General features: G+C 60.8%; 20 protein-coding genes and 1 riboswitch. Of the genes, 9 read left to right on the top strand and 11 right to left on the bottom strand.

Annotation, left to right across the window (positions count from 1 at the left end):
* Positions 1-9: 9 nt before the first annotated feature.
* Complete coding sequence (locus tag K1W69_RS10630; protein WP_220228328.1) at positions 10-726, bottom strand: response regulator; 717 nt, start codon at positions 724-726, stop codon at positions 10-12.
* Positions 726-2,960: a hybrid sensor histidine kinase/response regulator gene (locus tag K1W69_RS10635; protein ID WP_220228329.1), complete on the bottom strand. Its 2,235-nt coding sequence runs from the start codon at positions 2,958-2,960 to the stop codon at positions 726-728. The genes K1W69_RS10630 and K1W69_RS10635 overlap by 1 nt, the downstream gene beginning before the upstream one ends.
* Before the next feature lie 359 nt (positions 2,961-3,319).
* Between K1W69_RS10635 and K1W69_RS10640 the strand changes: the two genes are divergently transcribed.
* The 5 genes from K1W69_RS10640 to K1W69_RS10660 all read left to right on the top strand — a co-directional run bounded on the left by K1W69_RS10640 (position 3,320) and on the right by K1W69_RS10660 (position 7,660).
* Positions 3,320-3,901: an OsmC family protein gene (locus tag K1W69_RS10640; protein ID WP_220228330.1), complete on the top strand. Its 582-nt coding sequence runs from the start codon at positions 3,320-3,322 to the stop codon at positions 3,899-3,901.
* Positions 3,902-3,962: 61 nt separating this feature from the next.
* A complete protein-coding gene (locus K1W69_RS10645; protein ID WP_370688231.1) occupies positions 3,963-5,216 on the top strand; it encodes an NAD(P)-binding domain-containing protein in 1,254 nt (417 codons plus the stop codon).
* Between the two features lie 10 nt (positions 5,217-5,226).
* Complete coding sequence (locus K1W69_RS10650; RefSeq protein WP_220228332.1) at positions 5,227-6,144, top strand: homoserine O-acetyltransferase/O-succinyltransferase family protein; 918 nt, start codon at positions 5,227-5,229, stop codon at positions 6,142-6,144.
* A gap of 100 nt (positions 6,145-6,244) precedes the next feature.
* Complete coding sequence (locus tag K1W69_RS10655) at positions 6,245-6,604, top strand: group I truncated hemoglobin (protein WP_220228333.1); 360 nt, start codon at positions 6,245-6,247, stop codon at positions 6,602-6,604.
* A 3-nt stretch (positions 6,605-6,607) separates the two neighbouring features.
* Complete coding sequence (locus tag K1W69_RS10660; protein WP_220228334.1) at positions 6,608-7,660, top strand: adenylate/guanylate cyclase domain-containing protein; 1,053 nt, start codon at positions 6,608-6,610, stop codon at positions 7,658-7,660.
* A gap of 12 nt (positions 7,661-7,672) precedes the next feature.
* Here the strand turns inward: K1W69_RS10660 and K1W69_RS10665 are convergent, their stop codons facing one another.
* Positions 7,673-9,412 (bottom strand): FAD-binding oxidoreductase, encoded by a 1,740-nt coding sequence (locus tag K1W69_RS10665; protein ID WP_220228335.1) that lies wholly within the window; start codon positions 9,410-9,412, stop codon positions 7,673-7,675.
* 190 nt (positions 9,413-9,602) lie between these two features.
* On the opposite strand from K1W69_RS10665, the gene K1W69_RS10670 reads away from it, so the two are divergent.
* Positions 9,603-10,097, top strand: a complete 495-nt coding sequence (locus tag K1W69_RS10670) for a GNAT family N-acetyltransferase (protein ID WP_220228336.1) — start codon at positions 9,603-9,605, stop codon at positions 10,095-10,097.
* Between the two features lie 61 nt (positions 10,098-10,158).
* Here K1W69_RS10670 and K1W69_RS10675 read toward each other — a convergent pair whose 3' ends face one another.
* The 5 genes from K1W69_RS10675 to K1W69_RS10695 all read right to left on the bottom strand — a co-directional run bounded on the left by K1W69_RS10675 (position 10,159) and on the right by K1W69_RS10695 (position 15,323).
* The gene (locus K1W69_RS10675; RefSeq protein WP_258571079.1) at positions 10,159-10,878 is read right to left on the bottom strand and encodes an ABC transporter ATP-binding protein; all 720 of its coding nucleotides are present in this window, start codon (positions 10,876-10,878) and stop codon (positions 10,159-10,161) included.
* A gap of 55 nt (positions 10,879-10,933) precedes the next feature.
* Positions 10,934-11,695 (bottom strand): ABC transporter ATP-binding protein, encoded by a 762-nt coding sequence (locus tag K1W69_RS10680; RefSeq protein ID WP_220228338.1) that lies wholly within the window; start codon positions 11,693-11,695, stop codon positions 10,934-10,936.
* A 12-nt stretch (positions 11,696-11,707) separates the two neighbouring features.
* On the bottom strand, positions 11,708-12,853 hold the full coding sequence (locus tag K1W69_RS10685; protein ID WP_220228339.1) for a branched-chain amino acid ABC transporter permease: 1,146 nt from the start codon (positions 12,851-12,853) through the stop codon (positions 11,708-11,710).
* 3 nt (positions 12,854-12,856) lie between these two features.
* Complete coding sequence (locus tag K1W69_RS10690; RefSeq protein WP_220228340.1) at positions 12,857-13,882, bottom strand: branched-chain amino acid ABC transporter permease; 1,026 nt, start codon at positions 13,880-13,882, stop codon at positions 12,857-12,859.
* Between the two features lie 97 nt (positions 13,883-13,979).
* The gene (locus K1W69_RS10695) at positions 13,980-15,323 is read right to left on the bottom strand and encodes a substrate-binding protein (protein ID WP_220228341.1); all 1,344 of its coding nucleotides are present in this window, start codon (positions 15,321-15,323) and stop codon (positions 13,980-13,982) included.
* A 325-nt stretch (positions 15,324-15,648) separates the two neighbouring features.
* Between K1W69_RS10695 and hemA the strand changes: the two genes are divergently transcribed.
* Positions 15,649-16,926, top strand: coding sequence for a 5-aminolevulinate synthase (hemA, locus tag K1W69_RS10700; RefSeq protein WP_220228342.1), 1,278 nt, complete (start codon positions 15,649-15,651; stop codon positions 16,924-16,926).
* Between the two features lie 90 nt (positions 16,927-17,016).
* On the opposite strand, the gene K1W69_RS10705 is transcribed toward hemA, so the two are convergent.
* On the bottom strand, positions 17,017-18,183 hold the full coding sequence (locus tag K1W69_RS10705) for a pyridoxal phosphate-dependent aminotransferase (protein ID WP_220228343.1): 1,167 nt from the start codon (positions 18,181-18,183) through the stop codon (positions 17,017-17,019).
* Positions 18,184-18,289: 106 nt separating this feature from the next.
* Positions 18,290-18,703 (bottom strand): large conductance mechanosensitive channel protein MscL, encoded by a 414-nt coding sequence (gene mscL / locus K1W69_RS10710; RefSeq protein WP_220228344.1) that lies wholly within the window; start codon positions 18,701-18,703, stop codon positions 18,290-18,292.
* 330 nt (positions 18,704-19,033) lie between these two features.
* Here mscL and K1W69_RS10715 point away from each other — a divergent pair, with 330 nt between their 5' ends.
* Both K1W69_RS10715 and K1W69_RS10720 read left to right on the top strand, forming a co-directional pair.
* A complete protein-coding gene (locus K1W69_RS10715; RefSeq protein ID WP_220228345.1) occupies positions 19,034-19,378 on the top strand; it encodes a hypothetical protein in 345 nt (114 codons plus the stop codon).
* A gap of 387 nt (positions 19,379-19,765) precedes the next feature.
* A complete protein-coding gene (locus K1W69_RS10720) occupies positions 19,766-23,284 on the top strand; it encodes a PAS domain-containing hybrid sensor histidine kinase/response regulator (protein ID WP_220228346.1) in 3,519 nt (1,172 codons plus the stop codon).
* Positions 23,285-23,318: 34 nt separating this feature from the next.
* Here K1W69_RS10720 and K1W69_RS10725 read toward each other — a convergent pair whose 3' ends face one another.
* A complete protein-coding gene (locus tag K1W69_RS10725) occupies positions 23,319-24,551 on the bottom strand; it encodes an O-succinylhomoserine sulfhydrylase (protein ID WP_220228347.1) in 1,233 nt (410 codons plus the stop codon).
* A gap of 40 nt (positions 24,552-24,591) precedes the next feature.
* Positions 24,592-24,669: riboswitch (SAM riboswitch) on the bottom strand.
* Between the last annotated feature and the right edge of the window lie 55 nt (positions 24,670-24,724).

Below are 24,724 nucleotides of genomic sequence, written 5' to 3' on the forward strand. Positions count from 1 at the left end.
CGGCGCCTATTACCCCTCCGGGTCGTAAATGTAGCCGATGCCGCGGACGGTCTTGATGATCATCGGCTTTTCCGGATTGACCTCCACCTTGCGCCGAATGCGCGAGATCCGGATATCGATGCTGCGATCGAACGGATCCCAGGAGCGGTCATGCGCCTGTTCCAGGATCTGGTCGCGCGTCAGAGCCCTGCCGCGGTTTTCGGCGAACACCTTGAGGAGGCTGAACTCCATTGCGGTGAGCGGCACTTCCGCGCCGTCGCTCGACAGCAGCTTGGCGGCTTCGATATCGAGCTGGAATTCGCCGAAGCGGGCCGAGCGCGTCTTGTCCTTCGCCTGTTTCTCGGGGCCGCCACCTGACCTGCGGCGCAACACCGCCTTGATGCGGGCCTCGAGTTCGCGAAGATCGACCGGCTTGCCGAGATAGTCGTCGGCGCCCATCTCGAGACCGATGATCCTGTCCACCACCTCGCCCGCCGCCGTCAGCATGATAACCGGCGTTGCATTGTCCGGTCGAAGCGATCTCAGGATCGACAACCCGTCTTCTCCCGGCATGTTGATGTCGAGAATAATCAGATCGACGTCGAACCCTGAAAGGACTTCGCGCAGTTCCACGCCGTTTCCGGCCGTCGACACCATGAAGCCGCGTTTCTGCAGATATTCCTGCAGCAATTCGCGCACGTCGCGTTCGTCGTCGCAGGCGAGAATGCGAATATCTCCGTTTTCCATTACAGCTTCTCCTCAATGTCGCTTCCCAGCAGCTTTCCTACCAGTTCGCGCAGATCCGCCGGCGCAACCGGCTTCTCGAGATAAGGCCTTCCGGTCTCCTCAAGAAGCCTCTGTGAAGCCTGGCCCATAGTATCCCCGGTGATGAAACCCAACCGCTCCAGCATCTCCGGGAATTCCTTTCTGACAGCATCATAGAATCCCCGGCCGTCCATGCCGGGCATGTTGAGATCGCTCAAAATGACATCGTATCTGGCGCGACGCAGGCGCTCGACCGCATCCGCGCCGGTTCCGGCCGTGTCGGGCAGGAAGCCCTCCCGTTCGAGGATCAGCGAGATCAGTTCCGCCACATCCTCTTCGTCGTCCACGACCAGGATCCGGACGGCGTTCTTCGCCTCGACGGTGTGTGGCTTTTCGGCCGCGGGCTCCGGCTGGTCCTGAACGGGCAGCCGGATGCCGAAACGACTTCCTCCCTGGCGGCCCCTGTCCAGCCAGATCTGGCCGCCATGCGAAAGGATGATGCGATGGCAGAAGGCAAGTCCGATGCCGGTGCCCTCTCCAACGTCCTTGGTGGTGAAGAAGGGTTCGAAGATTCGCGGCCTGATCGCCTCCGGAATGCCCGGCCCGTTGTCGTCGACATAGATCTCGACGGATCCGTTCGCGCCCAAAATGGTCGAGACTTCGATGCGGTCGCCCGTTCCGGACCTGGAGATCGCATGTTCGGCGTTGATGACGAGATTGATGAGCACCTGCGTGATCTGGTCGGCGTCGGCGACGATTTCCGGAAGGCTTTGGTCCAGAATGCAATCAATCTCGATGCCGTCGGCGGCATGGCCGTAGCCGGCGACATCCACCGCCGTTCGGATTGTGGCGTTGATATCCATCTTCTCCATCCGCGCCGGCTGCTGTCTGGCCATCGCAAGAAAGGTCTTCACGATCTTGGCGCAGCGTTCGGCGGCTGCGTTTATCTTCTCAACTCGCTTGCGCGCCTCCGGATCGTCGATGTCCTCCAGCATCATCATCGAATGCCCGACGACGACGGTCAGCGGATTGTTGAGTTCATGCGCGACGCCGGCGAGCAATTCGCCGAGCGCCGACATCTTCTCGTTCTGGAAAAGCAGTTCGCGCTGGCGCTCCAGTTCGTCCTGCATCGCAAGGTCGTCGGTCAAATCTCGCGTGTTGGAGACAATGACTTCCTGTCCCTGGAATTCGATCATGCGTGACGACACGGCGCCCGAGAACCTGTCGCCGCGCGCATTGCGGAATTCGGCCCGGTAATTCTTCACCCAGCCGCGGTGCTTCAGTTCATCCAGATATTTTATCCTGGCTTGCTCATCGGCATAATAGGATCTGGACGATTCAACCGGACCGAAAAGCGCTGTGGTCTCCGGGCTGGCGAACAGGATCTGCCCGGTTTCGGCGATGGTCATCTGGATGGGAACGGGACAGGCCTCGAGCACCTGGCGGATCAGCGCCTCCGCCTCGACTTGGGATGTCAGGTCCATGGTGGTGGCCACCACAACCTCCTCTCCCTTGTACTCCGCCATGCGTCCCGAAATCGACGCCGGAAACGGCTCACCGCGGGCGTTGAGAAGGTTGATCCGGTAGTCGTCGACACCGCCTTCGGGCATCATGACCGTGATGTAGTCGGCGCGATCCTCCGGACTGAGGAAGAATTCGCGCGTGGACTTCTTGTCTCCGAAGAGTTCGCGGGCGGCATCCGAACGGTAGATGATCATGCCGTCGCCAAGCCGCGACATGATGACATTGGCGGGACTGGATTCCAGCACGGTCCGGATCAGGAGTTCGCTGTCGCGCTCCGCCGCCTCCGCCTGCTTGCGGATCGTGTTGTCCGCGCCGGTGACAGCGAAGCCGCCGAGCTTGGTCGGGTGAATGGAGACGAGGTAGCTGGACCCGTCCATATGCTCCAGCTCCAGATCCTGCACATATTCAAGCGTATCGCCAAACAGCGTGGCGGTCCAGGCGTCGTCCCGGCCGACGCCATGAAGACGCATGCCGCGGCGCGCGGCCTCCCGCAGCAGGATCTCCCAATTGAGACCGGGTTCGAGAAGCGGCTCTATGGGCCGGAACATCTCCACGAAGCGGCGGTTGAACAGGACGAGACGATTATCCTCGTCACAGAGCGCAAACGCCTCGGCCAGGGATTCGACCGCGTCGCGCAGAAGATCCCGCGCTTTGTCGTCCTCGCTGTGGCTCGTTTCATTTTGCATTGTCATTCAGTACCCGATCAACGTTTCAACCGGTTTTCTGCGGCTGCGCGAATTGTTTCAATTGTATCAGCGCAAAAGTTCGGCCTCCGCTGTCCTTCCTCTCAGCCCGCCCTTCCGATCCTGCGACGTCGCGCGCAAAAAAGCCAGACCGGACATGCGCTTCCGAGATCCCGCGCCAGGACGCGGCTTGCCGGAAACCGGCTTTACGCGCCGCCCGTCGGCAAGCAACTCCTGCGTGCAACAATTGAAACCCGATGCGCCGTCGGCCGGTATCAGACTGAAACAAGGCGAGCCTAGAACGGCGGTCGTCGCAGGACAGCGACAACGCGAAATCCAAAGAAAACACATTTGCAAAGGACCACACCATGACAACCGAAACCAGCACCAGGCCCGCCAAGGTCGCCATGAACGGCGTCGACGTTCCCACGCTTCTGGCCACGATCGGCGCAGTCGGCGATGCGCGAGAACTCGCAAAGTTCACCTTCCGCGCCAAGGGCGACTGGATCAGCGGCGCCCACAGCCGGGTTTCCATACGCGACTATTTCGGCGCAGGCGCCGAACAGGATCGCGAACGGACCATGACGGTCGACGCCGACCACACCACAGTGCTCTGCGGCGACGACGAAGGCCCGACCCCGGTGGAACTGCTGCTTGCCGCCCTTTCAGCCTGCATCACGGCCGGTATCGGCAACATCGCCTCCGCTCGCCAGATCAAGCTGAACTCTGTCGAGACGACCGTTGAAGGCGATATCGACGTGCAGGGCATTCTCGGCCTCAACGAAGACGTGCGCAACGGCTTCAGCGGCATTCGCGCCACGTTCAAGATCAGCGGCGACGCTTCCTCCGAACAGCTGCGCAAGATCGTCGAACAGTCGATCGCCCGTTCGGCCGTCTTCGACGTGCTGACCAATGGCGTTCCCGTCGACATTGTCGCGCAGACCGCCTGACGACAAGACCGGCGGGCGCATATCGCCCGCCGCCTTTCCCATTTCCCCCGGAGAAATTCCCGTGTCATTTCGCAGCGATACAGTCATCATTGGAGCAGGACAGGCAGGTCTCGCGATGAGCCACTGCCTGACGAGACTTGGCGTCGATCACGTATTGATCGAACGCGGCCGGGTCGGCGAACGCTGGCGCACCGAAAGATGGGATTCGCTTCGCCTGCTCACTCCCAACTGGATGACCAGATTGCCGGGGCGCCTGTATTCGGGCGACGATCCGACAGGCTTCATGGATTGCCGGGACGTTGTCCGGCTCCTCGAAGACTATCGTCAGGCTTTCGCCGCCCCCGTCATGTCCAACACCCGCGTCATACAGCTTTGCGCAGCCAACGGCGGCTACCGGATCGCCACAGACAGGGGCGACTGGTTCGCGCGCACGGTCGTGATCGCCACCGGCGCCTGCGACAAACCCTGTGTTCCAACGATAACCAAACGCTTGACGGACCGGATTGTGCACCTGGCGCCTTCCGATTACAAAAACGCGGCGCATCTGCCAAAAGGCGGAGTGCTGGTCGTCGGGGCTTCTGCCTCCGGCATCCAGCTCGCCGAGGAGATCCACCGTTCAGGCCGCAACGTCGCAATCTCGACCGGCCGGCACGTGTCGGTCCCGCGTAGCTATCGCGGCCGCGACATCACCGAATGGCTCGATCTCTGCGGCTTCCTTTCCGATGAGCGCCGGCCCGACGCCGACCCGCAACAGCTGGCAAGACAGCCTTCACTGCAGTTGATCGGCAGCGAGAACCGCCGCTCCATCGGTCTTGCCGAGCTTTCCCGACAAGGCATCCGGGTTCTCGGACGCGCCATCAACGCCGAGGATCGGCATATGCAGTTCGCGTCCGATCTCGATACGGAGTGCGCGGCCGCCCGGGAGCGCCGGCAGCGACTGCTTGCGCGCATCGACGCCCATATCGACGACACCGCCCTTGAAGCGCCGGAAGATCCCGCTGCATGGGAAAGCGGTTATGTGCCTGACAATCCGGCAGGATGGCTCGACTTGCAGGCCGAGGGGATCGAGACGATCATCTGGGCGACCGGCTTTCGCCGGGACTATTCCTGGATGCAGGTTCCCGTGCTCGACCGCCACGGCGAAATCGAAAACACCCTGGGCGCCACAGCCGCGCCTGGCCTGTTCGTGCTTGGCCTGCCCTTCATGCGCCGCAGGGCGTCGACATTCATCGACGGCGTCGGCCGCGACGCCGAGCACCTGGCGCCGCTGATCGCCAGGCAGCTCAACCATCCGGCCGGTTCGCTGGCCGCGTGAGGGAAAGATCATGACCTTGTTCGTTCCAAAGGGATTCGACGCCGTGCGTGAACTGGTCGCTGAGGGACGCCCGGTCCAGGTCGGACGTCCGGAGCAAAGCCTCCGCATCGGGCTCCTCAACCTGATGCCGAAGAAGAAGATCGCCGAGCGCCAGTTCGCGCGGCTGCTTTCGACCGACCGTCACAGCGTCGACCTGACGCTTCTGCACATGGCAGGTCACCGGGCGCGCCATTGCCCGACCGATTATCTCAACAGGGTCTACCGGCCCGCGACAATCGGAACGATCGCGAGGCTCGACGGCCTGATCGTGACCGGCGCGCCGATCGAACATCTGGAGTTTTGCGAAGTTGACTACTGGGAGAAGCTGGCCGCGATCCTGGATTTCGCGCGCGACTCCCACATGCCGGCCCTGTTCATCTGCTGGGCCGCCCAGGCGGCGCTTTACCGTTATTACGGCGTCGCCAAGCAACCATTGCAAGAGAAGGCTTTCGGCGTCTTCCCCCAACACGTCCTCGAACCTCGTTCGGAGATCGTCGCAGGGCTCGGACCGGTGTTTCCGACGCCGGTGTCCCGCCATACGACCATCAAGCCTATCGACGTTCTGAAACATCCCGGTTCTCTGAAACTGATTGCAGGATGCGACCGGACTGGCCCCGCGCTGGTGGAAGACCGGGTGACGCGATCGGTCTACATGTTCAATCATCTCGAATATGAGGAGGACACGCTTCAGAAAGAATATCTCCGGGATCGGCTGTCGGGGCACAGTATTCGCGAGCCTCTGGATCATTGCAATGTTGCAAGCTCCGGAAAAATCGGCGAAATAACATGGGGAACTACAGCACGCCGCTTTTTCTCCAACTGGCTCGACCGGGTCTCCGTGCAGTCTTGTCTCGCGCGCCGGATGAAATCGGACAGGAAGGTTGCCTGACAAAGTGGTCCTCGCAGACACCAGTTGATGTCGTTCGTGGATTTGTTTCTGTCCGCAGCACGACAGTGGACTTCGACCATCGAGCAAAGGCGCCAGAGATATGTCGGACAGAACGCTCTTCGAGAAATACGGTGGATTTGCAAGTGTGAGCAAGGTGGTGCTCGCCTTCTACGATACTTTGCTCGACAGCGACGAGATCGGTCCGTTCTTCGACGATGTCGACATGTCGCGCATGGTGGACCACCAGACCAAGTTCATATCGTCGCTGCTCGGCGGACCGGCGTCCTATACGGACGTGCAGCTCCGCCAGTTCCACAGAAACCTGGACATCACCAACGCTCATTTCGACGAACTGAAGGTCGTGTTGGAGGAGACGCTCGCCAACCACGGTTTTGAACCGGAGGATATCCAGACTGCGCTTGATGCTATCGAGGCGCGCAGAGAACTGATTGTGGATTAGTCAATGTCGATCGAAGCCATCAATGAACAGCTTTTGCGCGCCATCGGGGTCGGCGTGGCCCTGCTTGGCAGGAAAACCCTGCAGTTTCATTTCCACAACGACACTTTCGAGGAATGGTTCGGCAATCCGAACGGCCCGGCGACTTTGCAGGACATATTCAGCGATTTCGACGTCGAGGAACTGAACAAGAGCCTGAACGAGACGGGCCGCTATACGACCGAGGTCAAGTTCAAGAAGAAGCGGCGCACCATGGTGATTGCGCTGGACTTCACCGCAACCGAGGAACGCGAGCCGGAAATCGCCGTGCTCGTGTGCCAGAACATCACCCGCATACGGGAACTGGAGTCGATGATCGATTCCTATTCGATGATGGTCGAGCGCAACACGCGCGAGATCAAGCGGGAAAAGGAGCAGGTGGAGAAGCTGCTGCTCAACCTGATGCCGCGCTCCGTCTACGAGGAATACAAGACTTTCGGAGTCGTCACGCCACAGCTTTACGAACCCGTTTCGGTTTTGATGCTGGATTTCGTAGGCTTTTCGGAAACCGTGACTGCGCTCGACCCCAGCGTCACCGTGACCGAGTTGAACGACATATACAGTTCCTTCGACCGGATCGGCGAGCAGTTCGGCTGCGAACGCATCAAGACGATCGGCGACGCCTACATCACCGTCGCCGGCCTGCCCGATCCGACGCCTGACCATGCGCGAGCGGCGGCGAACGCGGCGATCCGCTTTATTCGCTATCTGGAACGGCGCAACGCCAGCCATCCGCATCAATGGCAATGCCGAATCGGGCTCGGCGTCGGCTCCGTTGTCGGTTCAGTCGTCGGCATTCAGAAATATGTCTACGATATTTTCGGCCCGGCGGTGAATCACGCCACCAGGCTTCAGAGTTTTTCCGAACCGATGCAGATCAGCGTCCAGGACGAGATGGCGCGCGCCCTCAGCGAGCAGTTCGAACTGGAGAATATGGGCGTCCAGTCGATTTCCGGCCTACCGGACCAGCCGGTGTGGCGCCTTCTGGACAACCGCAAGGGCATTGCTGCATCCGTGTGATGCATTTCAGGTTTAGGGCTGATCGCTTCCGACGCCGTGATGCACGCGAAACAGGTTTCCAGGATCGTATTTGCGTTTGATCGCGAGCAACCGACCGTAGTGCGGTCCATACAGCGCCTGTTTCCAGTCTGCTTCGAAATAGTCGCATTCGTTGAGATACGCGCCACCGCCCGGCGTCGCCTCGCGCAGCAAATTCATGGCGGCCGAGATTTGGCGGGACCTTTCGCGTCCACCGTCTATATCGGGTTCACGGTCCGGCATGTCCGGGTAGCGCCCGGATTGGCGCGTGGCGGAAATGACCAGGGCGCCGGCTTCGAGCGCAGCCGGGTGAATGGCCGTCTCCCGCTCGCGCTCCATCACGTCGGCCGGAACGCCGGCCAGTCCCTTGTTGACGTGCAGGCTCAGACTTGCGAAGCGCGACGCCTGCAGGAACAACGTCGCGAGTTCGCTTGGATTTTCGAACAGCTTCAGAGGAATCCAGCGCGACTGATAGGTGTCAATATAGGCGGCCGCTTCGCCGCTGTTCGCCTTCCACCAGAAATGATCGGGCACCGCGCCCGGCAGTTCGTCGATGACGATGAAATCCGGGTCCGTTTCCTTCCAGTAGTCGATATTCCAGAGATCCTTGAAAGGGTGGCTCTGATACGCCATTTCGCTTTTGAAGACGTCCGGGTGTTGCGCGAGTTTGTCAAGCAGCGGCCGCCACACGGCCTGCGCCTCCTCGACGGTCATATCGAGCCATGTCATGAAGATGTCGACGGAGTTGTCCGGATTGACCCTGATCTGCTCGCCCCAGTGGGGATTGTTCAGATGATCCGGAAAGAAATCGAACAGCATCTTCAAGAGCTGGTGAAAGGCGAGGTCTTCTTTGGCCTTCAGACTGCCCTGCACGAGACCCATGGTTTCCGGCGTTTCATGGGTGCGGTAGAACACCTTCGTGACGATGCCGAAGGTCGAGCCGCCACCGCCGCGCAGCGCCCAGAAAAGATCCTCGTTCCGGTAGGCGTTCGCCGTCAGTATTTCACCGTCCGCGGTGACGACCTCATATTGCAGCACGCCGCCGGCGCCTGATCCGAACCGTTTGGAGAAACTGCCGTAACCACCGCCCTGGACGAAGCCTCCCGCGGCGCCGACGCTGGTGCAGCCGCCGCCCTGAACATAACGGCCATTGGCGCTCGCCGCCTGGTAAACGTCGATCCACAGCGCGCCGGCTCCGGCGCTGATCGCCGGAAGCGCCTTGACGCCTTTTGGCGCGCCATCCGGTCTGAAGCTCTTGATGAAGGACACGTCCCGCATGTTCACGGTCCAGACGAGCAGGGAATCAGGCGCGCAATTGCGGCCGAGATAATCGTGTCCGGCGCCCTTGACGACCAGTTTGACGCCGTTTTCACGGGCGAAGTTGACCGCAGCGGCGATGTCCTTCGACGAGTTCGCTGCGACCGCATAGGGACTGACGACCGATTTCCAGGCGTCGAGCCATCCGTTCGTCTGGGTGGCGCCTGCATGACGCTGGGCGAAAAACGGATTCTTCAAATTTGCGAGCATTGTCGAACAGCCTTCGCCAGCGGGGTCGATCACGCAGGCTTCAAACGGAGACGGCACCGGCAGCAGCCGGCCGCCAACCTCCCTGGAAAGCGCGGCCCAGACATCCGCCTCCGGCCATTCGGACGCTCTTGCCGGAAGGAGCCCGAGCATCGTTGCGCCCGACAGGCTCGCAACGCCGTTCATGAGGGTTCTGCGTGTGAGGCGCATGGATGTTCCTTTCCCTGTCCGCATCGTATCCCACGAAGCTAACTATCTGATAAATATCCGGAAGCCTCCCCGATCCTGGCCAGCACGCTAGCACAGGAATGACTGCCGGCAAACCATGACCATATTTTCTACAAACAGCGCCGGTGATATATGTGCGCGCTCTATCATTGGTTGCAGCGGAGAATCAGGCATGCATTTCGAGATACGGGACGCGCGGGTCGAAGACGCCGAAGCGCTGCACGAAATTCTCACCAGCGCCCACGTGATGGAGGGGACGATGCGCCTGCCAGTCGCTTCGCTCTCCAGTACCCGCGCGCGCATCACGCCGCGTGACGGCTACATACAGCTCGTCGCGCTTGCCGGCGAAGAGCTTGCAGCTTTCAGCGAACTCGTTACCCATCCCGGCATAGCCAGGTTCAGCCATGTCGGCGAAATCAACATGATCGTCACACATGCCGAATGGCGAAGGAAAGGCGCCGCACGGACCTTGATGGCCGCGATGATCGACCTGGCCGACAACTGGCTCAACTTGCGGCGGCTCTATCTCACCGCATTCGTCGACAATCCTGCGCGGGCGCTTTACGAGGAGATGGGGTTCGTCGTGGAAGGAACGATGAAGGACTACGCCTACAGACGCGGCGACTATGTCGACGCGCACCTCATGGCGCGCCTGCAGACGCGATGATATTCCAGATACGATCGACCGTACCGTAACGCGGCGCCTTGCGGGCGCAGGTCTGACTGCCTCAGATCGCCAGATATTCGTTGCGCAGTTCCTCATTGTCGAGGACCTCGCGCGCGCTGCCGGAAAAGACCACTTCGCCCATATCGACGATCACGGCCTTGTCGGCGAGCTTGAGGGCCGCCACAGCGTTCTGTTCGACGATGATGGTCGTGATGCCCAGTTCCTTGATCTGCCTCACGATGGATTCGATCTCCTGGACGATGACGGGAGCCAGACCTTCATAGGGTTCGTCGAGAAGAAGCAGCTTGACCTCGCGGGCCAGCGCGCGGGCGACGGCAAGCATCTGCTGTTCGCCGCCGGAAAGGGTGGTGCCGATCTGCGTGCGCCTTTCGGCCAGTCGCGGGAAATGCTCGTAGATGCGTTCGAGCTCCCAGCCTTTCGGCTCGGCGACCTGCGACAGGACGAGGTTTTCCTCGACCGTCAGGCCGCCAATGATGCGCCTGTCCTCGGGAACGAGCTGGATGCCGAGCTGGGCCGCCTGCCAGGCCTTCTTGTCGTGAAGGCTCTCGCCGTTGAGGTAGATTTCACCGCGCTGCAAGGCCGGGTCGTCAACCCTGGCGATGGTGCGCATGGTCGAGGTTTTTCCGGCGCCGTTGCGGCCAAGCAATGCGAGAATCTCGCCCTCGTTCAGTTCCAGCGAAATGCCCTGAACGATGTAGGACTCGCCGTAGTAGGAATGTATGTCCCTGACACTGAAAAAAGACTGGCCGGTTTCCGACATTGAAACATCCGTCCCCTGGAACTGCAATTCATTGGTATCTGTTCTCGTCAGCATGTCAATGCGCCCCGCCCAGATAGGCTTCCTGCACGACCGGGTTGCCCTTGATCTCCTCCGGCTTGCCGGAAGCGATGATCCGGCCCTGCGCAAGCACTGAAATCCGGTCGGCGAGCGAGAACACAACATGCATGTCGTGCTCGATGATGACCTTGGTCATGCCGCGCTGCTTTATCGTCTTCAGAAGATCGACCGTTCGATTGGTGTCATGCCGCGACATGCCGGCTGTCGGCTCGTCGAGCAGCAGTAGTTTCGGCTTCTGGATCAGGCACATGGCCAGTTCCAGCCGGCGCTTGTCGCCGCGTGACAACGATCCGGCTTCCGTGTCCTTCAATGCGGCGAGGCCAACGTCTTCCAGGTTCTTTTCCGCCTCGGCGCGCACGTCTCCCTCAAGACGAAGCTTTCTGAAGGGACGCAGTCTGAAGGCGCCGTCGCGGCTCGCAAAGGCCGGGATCATCACATTGTCGAGCAGCGACAGATCGGGAAAGATCTCCGGCGTCTGGAACACGCGCGAGACCCCGAGCTGATTGATCTGGTAGGGCGTATGGCTGTCGAGAACCTCGCCGTCGAAGACCACATGTCCCTTGTCGGGCTTGATGCGCCCGACGCAGACATTCAAGAGGGTCGATTTGCCGGCGCCGTTTGGCCCGATGATTGCGTGGGTCTCGCCCTCGTCGACCCGAAGATCGACATCGCTGAGCGCGCGCAGACCACCGAAATTCTTGTGGACGTCGGCGACGTGGAGAACTGCATTGGCGACCATGTCGATTGCTCCCTATTCCGCCGGTTGCGCCACGGCGGCGCTTTCGGTCTTGGCCTTGCCGCCGCCGCCCCCGCCGATCCAGCGCACCAGTCTGCGCCAGCCTTCCATGATGCCGCCTGGCAGGAAGATGACGATCAGCATGAAGAGCACGCCAAGCGTGAGGTGCCAGCCTTCGCCGACGAACAGTCCGGAAATGGCCACGGCCGCATTCGCCAGCGGCTCGGGCAGGAAGGAAAAGGTCTGCTCCAGCGTGGCGTCGTTGAAGGCCGAAAAGATGTTTTCGAAATACTTGATCAGCCAGGCGCCCAGCATCGGGCCGATCAGCGTGCCTGCGCCGCCGAGGATCGTCATCAGAACGACCTCGCCGGAAGCCGTCCACTGCATGCGCTCGGCGCCCGCCAGCGGGTCTGTCACCGCCAGGAGAGAGCCGGCGAGCCCGGCGAACATTCCGGAAATGACGAAGGCCGTCTGCGTATATGGCCGCGTATTGAAGCCGGTGTAGTTCATGCGGTTCTGGTTCGACTTGATGCCGAGTAGGGTCAGGCCCAGGGGCGACTTGAAGATACGCCGGCTGATGAAGAAGCAGATGATCAGCATGACGGCGCAGAAATAGAAGCCGGGATAGCCGCTCATCGGCAGACCGAAAAAGTTCGTCGAGGGCAGTCCCGCGCCCGCCGGTCCGAACATGCGGTCGATGATGCGGGGATCCTGCAGGGTCAGTTGCAGACCGGTTTCGCCGTTGGTGATCGGCGTCAGCACCGAATAGGCCAGATTGTAGCACATCTGAGCGAAAGCCAGCGTCAGGATCGAGAAGTAGATCCCCGAACGGCGAAGGCTCACATAACCGATAAGGAAAGCGAAGACGCCGGAGAAAAGGATGCCAAAGGCGATCGCGGGAAGCACGTTCATCGTGAAGAGCTTGAAGGACCACACGGCTGCGTAGGAGCCGACGCCGAGAAAGGCCGCGTGCCCGAAGGAAAGGTATCCGGTCAGGCCGAACAGGATGTTGAAGCCCATGGCGAAGATCGCGAAGATCGCGAATTTCTGGAGCAGGTCGGGATAGTTCGCCCCGAGCGGCGTCAGCCAGAGCGGCATCAGCAGAATGACGGCTGAAAAGACCACAAGCGCAACGGGTTCTCTGTCTAGTAGCTTTGTCATGGTCTATTCCTCCATCACGCCTTCGCGTCCCATCAGGCCGCGCGGCATGGTCAGCAGAATGATCACGGCGACGAGATAGATGATGATCTGGTCGATGCCGGGAAAGATGCTTTTGATCTCGTTCATCGACGCAAAGGACTGCAGTATGCCAAGCATGAAGCCTGCAAGAACGGCGCCTGGAAGAGATCCCATGCCGCCAACGACGACCACGACGAAGGACAGGACAAGGAAATCCATGCCCATGTGATAGTCGGGCGGCAGGATCGGCGTGTACATCACGCCGGCGAGCCCGGCCACAACGGCGGCGAGACCGAAAACGACCGTGAATCGCTTCTGGATGTTGATGCCCAGAAGCCCCACCGTCTCGCTGTCGCGCATGCCGGCCCGCACGACCATGCCGTAGGTCGTGAACTGCAGGAACGCGAAGACGGCGCCGATCACGACGACGGAAAATCCGAAGAAGACCAGCCGCCACCAGGGATAGACGATCGTGCCTGCAAGACCGAACCAGGCGCCGATGTCGGCGCTGCCCGATACGATTTCGGGAGCAGCCTGCGGGATCGGATTGGCGCCGTAGTAATGCTTGATGATTTCCTGGATGACGATGGCGAGGCCGAAGGTGACCAGTATCTGGTCGGCGTGCGGCCGCTTGTAGAAATATTTGATCAGCCCGCGCTCCATCACCACGCCGATCAACAGCATGACGGGGATTGCGACAATGATCGAGACAGGGACCGAGTAATTCAGGAGAAAGGCGCCGAAATCTCCGAGCCAGGCCTCGACGTAAGGCGTGCGAATTTCGAGCGGCGTGCCCCACGCGGTTTTCTGTTCCGGATCGAGAACGACCTTTTCCAGCGTGAGGATCTTGTTGAAGGTGACGGCGCAGAACGCGCCGAGCATGAACAGCGCGCCATGGGCGAAATTCACCACGCCCAGCGTTCCGAAGACCAGGGTCAATCCGAGGGCGATCAGCGCGTAGGCTCCGCCCTTGTCAAGACCGTTGAGGAATTGAAGTAATAGTGCGTCCATCTCGAAAGCCTGTGCTTACGTCCCCAGGGCGACATATCGCCGATTGGACCGGCCGACCTTACGGCCGGTCCGTTGTCATTGTCCGTTGTTCAGCGCCTTAGCACTTCTTGACGTCTGCCGGACCAAGCTCACCGCCGAAGATCGCCGGATCGTAGGTGACCTGATCGCGCGGAACGATCTTCACCACTTCGAGCAGGTCGAACTGCGACGTCGGATTCTCGTTGCCCTTCACGACAAGAACATCCTTGAAGCACTGGTGGTCGGCGGCGCGGTAGAGCGTCGGACCGTTGCCCATGCCGTCGAACTCGAAGCCTTCGAGCGCTTCAATGACCTGCGGCGGCGTGAACGCGCCGGCCCGCTCGCAAGCGTCGGCGTAAAGCAGCGTCTGCACGTAGCAGGTTTGCGCAGCCTGGGACGGCGGAAAGCCGTACTCCTGGCCGAACGACTTGACGAACGCCTGGGAGGCGTCGTCCTGCAGCGACCAGTTCCAGTTTGTCGTGCCGAGAATGCCCTTTATGTTTTCGCCGGCGCCCTGCGCCATCAGGCGGGAGAACAGCGGAACGACGATCTCGAAGTTCTTGCCGTTGACCTGCTTTTCGCGCATGCCGAACTGAACGGCCTGGGTCAGCGAGTTGACCATGTCCTTGCCGTAGTGGTTCAGGATCAAAACATCAGCGCCCGAGTTCAGGACCGGCGTCAGGTACTGCGAGAAGTCGCCGGCGCCGAGCGGCGTGCGCACTGCGTTGGCGGTGTTCCAGCCGAGGTTTTCGGTCGCGTTCTTGATCGACTCTTCCTGCGTCCAGCCCCAGGTGTAGTCGGCCGTCAGATGGTAGGCCGTGCGGTCCTTGCCGAGCTGTTCGGCGAGAATTGGACCAAGCGCCTGACCGGACATGTAGGCGTTGAAGAAGTGACGGAAGCCGAAACGCTTCTTGTCCTTGCCGGTGGTGTCGTTGGAGTGGGTCAGACCGGCCATGAAAATGATGCCGTTTTCCTGACACAGGCCCTGCACGGCGACAGCCACGCCGGAGGAAGATCCGCCGGTGATCATGATGGCGCCGTCTTTTTCGATCATGCGTTTCGCCGAAGCGCGCGCGGCGTCGGACTTGGTCTGGGTGTCGCCGGTCACATATTCGACCTTCTTGCCCAGAATGCCGTTGCCCTTGAGGGCCTTGGACGAGAACGTGTTGAGCATTCCGCCGTCGCCTTCACCGTTCAGGTGCTTGACGGCCAGCTGGTAAGCGCGCAGTTCGTCCGCGCCTTCGTCGGCGTAGGGACCGGACTGCGGAACGTTGAACCCGAGGGTCACGGTGCTGCCCGTAGGCATGTTGCAGAATTCTTCGGCATAGGCGCCGCGCACGAAACTCATCGGCGCAGCGAGGGCGACACCCGATGCTGCGCCTGCCTTGAGCAGGTTACGGCGTGTCAATGCGATCTTGGACATGTATTCCTCCCGAATATAACTGAAAGACTGTTCTGACTCCCGACCAGAACTGCCGGGATGCTAACGCAATGTTACGAACCCGCAATAAGCCATTCGGTTATAAGACCTTCGTATTATAGACTTTCGTCTAAGAGCCTTTATCAATCACAGGCCTCCAAAGAGGCAACCGCGCATGATTGATCAGGATCAAGGCTGCGTCACATTTGCAGGTTTAGATCTAATCTAATTTCTGCTAGCGGTCTTTTCGGCTGCGGTATAAACTATGAAACTGCCTCGGGCAGGTCGTTCAAACCCGGCCCGACAACGACCCGGAGTACTTTGCTTAATGGACTATCGCGGCATCTTCCAAAACGCAGTCGATCAGCTGCATGCGGAAAAGCGTTATCGCGTTTTTGCGAATCTCGAACGGATCGCGGGCAGGTTTCCGCGCGCGCTTCACCGCTCCGGCGACACGATGCGCGAAGTCACCGTCTGGTGCTCCAACGACTATCTCGGCATGGGCCAGCATGACGACGTCATCGACGCGCTGTGCAATGCAGCCGGCAAGATGGGATCCGGCGCCGGCGGCACGCGCAATATCTCCGGCACCAACCATCCGCTGGTCGAGCTTGAGCACGAACTGGCCGATCTCCACGGCAAGGAAGCAGCGCTCGTCTTCACTTCCGGCTTCATTTCCAACGACGCCTCGATTTCGACGATCGCAAAACTCCTGCCGAACTGCCTGATCCTGTCCGATGAACTCAATCACGCCTCGATGATCGAAGGCGTCAAGCGGTCCGGCGCGGAAAAGAAGATCTTCCGTCACAATGACCTCGAACACCTCGAAGACCTGCTGGCCAGCGCCGATCCTTTGCGCGCCAAGCTGATTGTCTTTGAATCCGTCTATTCGATGGACGGCGACATTGCGCCGATCGAGGCGATCGCCGATCTGGCGGACAAATACAACGCCATGACCTATATCGACGAGGTCCACGCCGTCGGCATGTACGGCCTGCGCGGCGGCGGCATCACGGATCGGGACGGTCTTGCGTCGCGCATCGATGTGATCGAGGGAACGCTCGCCAAGGCGTTCGGCGCGCTGGGCGGCTACATCACCGGCTCCCGCGCCCTGATCGACGCCGTGCGCTCCTATGCTCCCGGCTTCATCTTCACGACGGCGTTGCCGCCTTCGATCGCAGCGGCTGCGACCGCATCCATCCGGCATCTCAAGACCTCGCAGACCGAGCGCGCGCTGCACCAGCTCCAGGCGCGCAAGACGAAGGACGCCTTGAGCGCCGCCGGACTGCCGGTCATGCCGTCGGACACCCATATCGTTCCGGTTCTGGTCGGCGATCCCGAACTCTGCAAGAAAGCGTCCGATCGCCTGATGGACGTGCATGGCATCTATATCCAGCCGATCAATTACCCGACCGTGCCGCGCGGCACAGAGCGCCTGCGTATTACGCCGAGCCCGTTCCACGACGACGCGCTGATCGCCGATCTCGTCGGCGCCCTGACCGAGGTATGGAACACGCTGGGAATTCCCTTCGCGGGAAATGAAAGCGCCGAAGACGCCCGCAACGACCGCATTGTCCGTCTGCCGGTCTCGAAGGCGGGCGGTTAAGACCCATCCTTCGATCGCGATGGTGAGCGAAAGCCCCGCACACGGATTGTCGCGCCGATCGGCCTGCCTGCTTGGGCAGTCCGACCTGATCTAAATTCCTGAAATGAAATCGGCGAGCCGGCTGGCCGCCTCCTCGACCTGATCCTGACGCCGCAGGAAACAGGCCCGGAAGAACTGTTCGCCACCCGGACCGAAGCCGGTTCCGGGCGCAAGGCCGACATTGGCTTCATCGATGATCCGGTAGCCTGCGCTTGACGCGTCATCCAGGCCGTCGATCGCGAAGAACGCGTAGAACGACCCCTCCGGTCTGACCATCCGCACCCGGTTCGTGGCGAGAAGCGCGTCGCACAGCGCGTCCCGGGCGGAACGGGCGCGCGCTTTCTGGTCCTCGACATAGTCTTCGCCTTCTTCCAGCGCCGCGACGCAGCCCCGCTGCATGAACTGCGCCACACCGGACGTCGAATACTGGATGAGGTTCTCGAAGACCTGCCCGAGTTCGGCCGAGGCCTTGATCCATCCGACCCGCCAGCCCGTCATCGACCAGTTCTTGGAGAATGAGTTGACGAAGATGATGCGGTCGTCCGCATCCGCCACGTCGAGGAAGGACGGCGCTCGATGTCCGGCGTAGTAAAAGCGCGAATAGATCTCGTCGGCGATGATCCACAGGCCGTGGCGACGCGCGATGTCGAGAATATCGGCCAGGTTTTCGCGGCTCGCGACCCAGCCGCAGGGGTTCGACGGCGTGTTCAGGAATATCGCGCGTGTTTTCGGCGTGACGGCGTCCGCAATGCGCTGCGTATCCAGTGTCCAGCCGGTTTCGCCGAATTCGAGCGGCGCAGACACCGGCGTGGATCCCGAAATGGCGAGCGCTGCGGAAATGTTGGGCCAGGACGGCGTTGCATAGACCACTTCGCTTCCCGGCGGACAGACCGCAGTTACGGCGAGCACGATCGACTGCATTCCGGATCCCGTGACAAAAAACGTCTCCGGATCGTGGCTGCCGCCGAAATGCCGCTCGTAATAGCTGGCGAGCGCTTCGCGCAATGGCGGAATGCCGCGCTGCCAGGTATAGAATGTCTCGCCGTTCTCGAGACCCTGGCTGGCGGCGCGGGCGATGAAATCGGGAGTAGGCCGGTCGCCCTCGCCAACCCATAAGGGAATAAGCCCCTCGCGATCGCGCCCGTAATTCAACATGGCGACGATCTGGCTTTCAGGCGCATTGCGCGCGGGCGGGCTAAGATGGTCGATCAATGACATCGCTTGTCTCCTGTCTGTCAGGCGATAGCCTGTCCAGCATCAAAAAACACGCAAAAAAGGTTGATGCGTCCATCCCGCCTCCTGATGGAAGCGGAGGTTGTTCCCGCTATTTCTTCAACAGATCGCGAATCTCGGTCAGAAGCTGGATATCGGCAGGCGGCGCCGCCGGTTCCGCCGGCGCTTTGGCCTGCTCCCTGCGGATCGAGTTCACGCCCTTGATCAACATGAAGATGATGAAGGCCAGGATGACGAAATTGACGACCACGGTGAGGAAATTGCCATAGGCGAAAACCGCGCCCTGCTCGCGCGCGGCGTCGAGCGTGTCCGCCGTCACGTTGCCGCTCAGCGGAATATAGTAGTCGGAGAAATCGAAACCGCCGAAAATCGTCCCGACGATCGGCATGATGATGTCGTCCGTCAGCGATTTGACGATGAGGCCGAAAGCCCCGCCGATGATGACGCCCACCGCCAGATCCATGACATTTCCGCGGGAGATGAATTCCTTGAACTCGTTGAGCATGTCGTCCCTCTTTTTCTCTGTAATACAGCCGGCATAGCCGTACTTATCTACTATGCTTCTCTTTTACTTGAAAATAGTCTCATTGCTGAAGTTCTGATGTAAATCTTCATCAGATTGCGCTTGGGCTCAGGACCAAAAAATTCTGACCGGGGCAAACGGCGCCATCACCGGTCGCCATTGGCAATTCGTCCGATGTCCGCTTCGCGTCCAACGCAGACATAAAATGACCGCAAGTGTTGCGATTGGGCCCATGTCCCGGTTGAAGAGACACGGGTGGACCCTATCTCCCGTTTGACAATCAAAGCAGCCGCTGAATGGAGGTGCATGGTCGTGAAACGATGGGGCTCGTTAGCTGTGCTTGTCGCGATTTTGGCAGCGCCGCCAGTGTGGGCAAGCACCCTGTCCGCCGATGAAATCAAGGCAGAAATGCTGGACCGGACCATCGTCACATGGCGGTTCGGCATGCGGATCACCATGCGCTACCGGAGCGGCGGCGCAGTCACCGCGAGCGCCATGCTCGGCGCCGTAGAGGGCGCCTGGGCGGCGCGTGGCAACGAGATCTGCTCGACCTTTCCCAGCGGTCCTGCCAAGGGCACAAGTTGTGTCAGCTTTCGACGCGACGGACCAGGCCGGTATATCAGCTCGGAAGGCGTACGATTTCGGGTTATCGATTGAACCACCGGCAAACGTCTTGAATGGTTCACGGGCGAAATCCAGATTGAAGGAACGATTCAGGCCTGATGGCCGAGCGAAGCTCGGACAGACTTTTTGATCTGAAACTGGTCTTTCCCCGGATCAACCGATGAGTTCTGACCCTGGCGCACCGAATCTGAAGTTCGTTACATCCTGCAGCACGCTTTGTTCGAACTTCAGATTCGATAAGGGCATTAGCAAGAAAATGATTCTAGTGTGGTTTACGGATTTGCAGTTCCTGTATGAGACAGCTGCTACAATGTCAGGAACTTCAAATCCACCACGCTAGCACTTTGTGCGCATTTGCGCCGGCATTGTTTGCCGCTATTCTGGCGCGGAACGGCGGAAGGCCGTTCTTGGCAGAATGGATTGGCCGGGAGGACCCTTGTGCCGGGCTGGGTGATCGTCACATCGGCGCTGCTTTATCTGCTGCTTCTGTTCGCCATCGCAAGCTATGGCGACGGCAGGGGCGTCACTGCGCGCACCGCCAACAGGGGCAGACCGCTTATCTACGCCTTGAGCCTTGCCGTCTATTGTACGTCCTGGACCTATTTCGGCGGGGTTGGCCTGGCGGCCAATCGCGGCCTTGAATTCCTGACCATCTATATCGGGCCAATCCTCGCCTTCACGATCGGATTGCCCGTCATCCGGCGCATCATCAATCTCGCCAAGGCCGAAAAGCTCACATCCATCGCCGACTTCATCGCCGCGCGCTACGGCAAGAACCCGATGGTCGCCGGACTGGTCGCGATCATCGCCATCGTCGGCACGATTCCCTATATCGCGCTGCAGCTGAAGGCCGTCTCGTCCTCGGTGACCATCATTGTCACGGATACGCCGTTCGCCGGTTCCCCCGGCGGCGTTTTCCTCACCGATATTTCGCTGATCGTGGCGATGTTGCTCGCCACCTTCGCCATCATCTTCGGCACGCGTCACACCGATGCGACGGAACACCAGAACGGCCTGATCCTGGCGATCGCCACCGAATCGGTGGTCAAGCTGCTGGCCTTTACCGCGGTCGGGCTCTTCGCCACGTTCTACCTGTTCGACGGGCCGGGACACCTGATCGAGGAAGCGAGGCAGCATCCGGACGTCGTCGCGGCGCTCAGCCATCAGACAAGCCCGTCGCGCTGGATCGTGCTGACCATGCTGTCCACCTTCGCGATCATCATGCTGCCGCGCCAGTTTCACGTCACCGTCGTCGAAAACCGGACCGACGACGAACTGCGCACTGCGCGCTATCTGTTCCCGCTCTATCTGATCGCCATTAATATCTTCGTCATACCTGTCGCCGTTGCGGGCCTTCTGGTTTTCGACGGCCAGGGCAACGCCGACCAGTTCGTGCTCTCATTGCCGCTGGCGAACGATCTGCAACTGCTGTCGCTCGTCACCTTCATCGGCGGCTTTTCGGCTGCAACCGCCATGGTCATCGTCGCCTCCGTGGCGATCGCGATCATGGTGTCCAACGACCTTGTCATGCCGATCCTGCTCCGGCGCAACATCATCCGCAGCGACGGCGACAGGAGCGACTTTTCGGGTACGATCCTGAAGGTTCGGCGCACCGCCATTTTTCTTATTCTCGCGCTCGGCTACGCCTATTACCGGTCGGCCGATATCAACGCCGGACTGGCGTCGATCGGCCTGCTCTCCTTCGCGGCCATCGCGCAATTCGCGCCGCCGCTCTTCGGCGGGCTGATCTGGTGGCGCGCCAATGCGCGCGGCGCGATCCTCGGCCTGGGCGGCGGCATCCTCATCTGGACCTATCTCCTGTTCCTTCCGAGCTTCGGCGGCCCCGACAACTCGCACATCGCCACGGCGATCCTGCATTTCCTGGTTCCGGGCCTCGACGCATTTTCGCACGCCGGCGCCGACCCGCTGGTCAACAGCGTTATCCTCAGTCTTATTGTCAACATCGCGCTCTTTATCGGCGGCTCGCTCAGTCGCCCCGCAAAACCGCTGGAGCGCATCCAGGCCGGCGTGTTCATTCCGAAACGCTCGGTCATCCGGCCGGCCCAGGGCGATTGGCAGACCAACATCACGATCGCCGACCTGAAGAACACCACCGCGCGCTATCTCGGCGCCGAGCGAACCGAACGGTCTTTCCACAGCTACGAGACCCAGCACGGCAAATGGCTGGAACCGTCGGCGCCGGCCGATATGGATGTGGTGCGCTATTCCGAACAATTGCTGGGCAGCGCCATCGGGTCGGCTTCCGCGCGGCTTGTGCTGTCGCTGCTCCTGCAGAAGGACGACACCTCTTCCGACACGGCGCGCCTGCTGGACGAAGCCTCGGAAGCGCTGCAATACAATCGCGACCTGCTGGAGACGGCGCTTGGACAGATGGACCAGGGCGTGACGGTGTTCGACGAGACCAATCGTCTGAGCATCTGGAACCGACGCTTTCGCGCGCTGCTGGATTTGCCCGAGACGGTGGGCCAGGTCGGCGTGGCGCTGGAAGACATCGTCGCCATTCTGGTCAAGCGCGGCGACGTTGCGCCGGATCAGGTTCGGCAAACGATCGGGAATTTCCTGTCGATGGACAAATCCTGGACGCTGAACCTTGCGGAATCGGGGCGCATTATCGAAATCCGGTCCAATCCGATGCCGGACAACGGCGTGGTCACCACCTATGCCGACATCACCGAGAGGGTCGCCTCCGCCAAGGCGCTGCGTCAGGCCAACGAAACACTCGAACAGCGCGTCGCCGAGCGCACGGCGGAGCTGATGCGGGTCAACGCGGAGCTGGCGCTCGCCCAGTCGCGCGCCGAAGAGGCCAATCTCGGCAAGACCCGTTTCCTTGCAGCCGCCGGCCACGACATCCTGCAGCCTCTGAATGCGGCGCGGCTCTATTCATCATCCCTGGTGGAAAGGCTCGGACGGTCGAACGAGCAGAGCCTGGTCCGCAACATCGATTCATCCCTGGAATCGGTGGAATCGATCCTCGGCGCAGTCCTCGACATATCCCGGCTCGACACGGGCGACATGCGTCCGCAAATTTCCAGCTTTCCATTGAACGAGGTGCTCAGGCGCATCGAAACCGACTTCCTGCCGATGGCGGCCGAAAGGAAGCTGCGCCTCAGGGTCGTGCGCACGTCGGCCATCGTGCGCAGCGACCCCAACCTTCTGCGTCGGCTGATCCAGAACCTGGTGTCGAACGCCATCAAATACACCAGCGACGGAACGGTTCTCGTCGGCGTGCGTCACGCCGGCGACAATGTCGTGGTGCAGGTCATCGACACCGGAATCGGTATTCCGGCGCACAGTTTCAAAACGGTTTTCAAGGAATTTACGCGGCTCGACGAGGGGGCAAAAACAGCCGCAGGCCTCGGCCTCGGCCTGTCTATCGTGGACAGGATCGCGAAAGTGCTCGACCATCCGGTTCATCTCTACTCGGAGGCAGGGCGCGGGACCGATTTCCGCGTCAGGATTCCGCTCGAATCCTTCAGCAAGGCGACCCTGAAAGTTAAGCCGGCGAAGCCCGCTCCGTCGGCGTCTGTCCTCGACGACCTGGAAGTTCTGTGCATCGACAATGAACCGAAGATTCTCGACGGGCTCGAACAGTTGCTGTCCGGCTGGGGTTGCCGCATCAGGAGCGCCGGATCGATCCGGGAGCTGAAAGCCCTGCTCGCCGCCTCGGAGCGCCCGCCGGACACGATCATCGCAGACTACCATCTCGACGACGGCAACGGCATCGAGGCGATCGAAATGGTGAGAGCGCGATGGGGCGTCGATTTTCCCGCCGTTCTCGCAACGGCCGACAGGACGCTGGACGTGCGCGTCGCCGCCGAAGCGCAATCGATCACCATCCTGAACAAGCCGCTTAGGCCTGCTGCGCTTCGGGCCTTTCTCAACCAGATCGCCGTGGCGCGAAAACTGGCGACGGCATAGGGCCTTTTATGCTTCTTTCGGTGCAGGAAAGGCGCTAGGCGGCGCGGCGCGAACGTCCGACTGCGGCAAGCGCCTGTTCGATATCGGCGATCAGATCCTCGACATCCTCCAGTCCGGCGGACAGGCGCACCGTGGAGTCGGCGATGCCGAGTTCGGCGCGCGCTTCATCCGACAGGTTCTTGTGCGTCGTCGTCGCCGGATGGGTTATCAGGCTCTTTGCATCGCCAAGATTGTTGGAGATCTTCACCACCTGCAGGGCATTGGTGAAATCGAAGGCGGCCTTCTTGTCGCCTGCAATATCGAAGGCGATCAGGGTCGAGCCCGCCGCCATCTGCCGCCGTACGACATCCGCCTGCGGATGGTCGGCGCGGCCGGGATAGATCACCCGCGACACGCTTGCCTGATCCGCCAGGAAATCGGCGATCACGCCGGCGTTCTGCGTTTGCTGTTTGACGCGCAGCGGAAGGGTTTCGAGTCCCTTGAGCAACGTCCAGGCGTTGAATGGCGAAAGCGACGGACCGGTGTGGCGAAAATAGTCGTGCAGGTTTTCGTCGATCCACTCCTTCGAGGAAAGAACGACGCCGCCGAGACAGCGGCCCTGGCCGTCAATATGCTTGGTCGCCGAATAGACCACCACGTCCGCGCCGAGTTCCAGCGGCTTCTGGTAGAGCGGCGTGGCGAACACATTGTCGACGACGACGCGCGCGCCGATCGCATGCGCGATGGTGGCGACGCCGGCGATGTCGATGACTTCCAGCGTCGGATTTGTGGGGCTTTCCAGGAAAAACAGCTTCGTGTTCGGCTTTACCGCCTGTTGCCAGTTGTCGAGGTCGGTGCCGTCGATCAGCGTGGTTTCAACGCCGTATTTCGGCATCAGCGTCTCGACCACCCAGCGGCAGGAGCCGAACAGCGCCCGCGCAGCCACGACATGATCGCCGGCGTTGAGCTGACACAGAAGAGCCGCAGAAACCGCCGCCATGCCGGAGGCCGTGGCGCGCGCATCCTCGGCGCCTTCCAGCGCACACATGCGCTTTTCGAACATGTCGACGGTCGGATTGGCGTAGCGCGAATAGATGAAACCGTCGTCTTCACCCTTGAAGCGCGCTTCGGCCGCTTCCGCGCTCTCATAGACGAAGCCCTGCGTGAGATACATCGCCTCCGAGGTTTCCCCGAACTGCGAGCGGCTGGTTCCCGAGTGGACCATCCGTGTCGCCGGCCGCCATGTGTCGCGGTTCGATTGCGCGTCGTTCTTTCCAAAATCCGTCATTGCGTTCACCCAAACAAAAAAACCGGCTTCGCGTCGCGAGCCGGCTTTCACCCCGACCTTTTAGCGACTTGTTTAACGTGGCAGCAAGCCGGTCGGCCAAATCACCACGGGATAAGCATCCTTTACAGCCTCGCTCTGCTTGCGTCAATCATGCGCGGCTGCAATTGATAGCG

The organism is Flavimaribacter sediminis (assembly GCF_019492055.1).
GTDB lineage: Bacteria > Pseudomonadota > Alphaproteobacteria > Rhizobiales > Rhizobiaceae > Flavimaribacter > Flavimaribacter sediminis.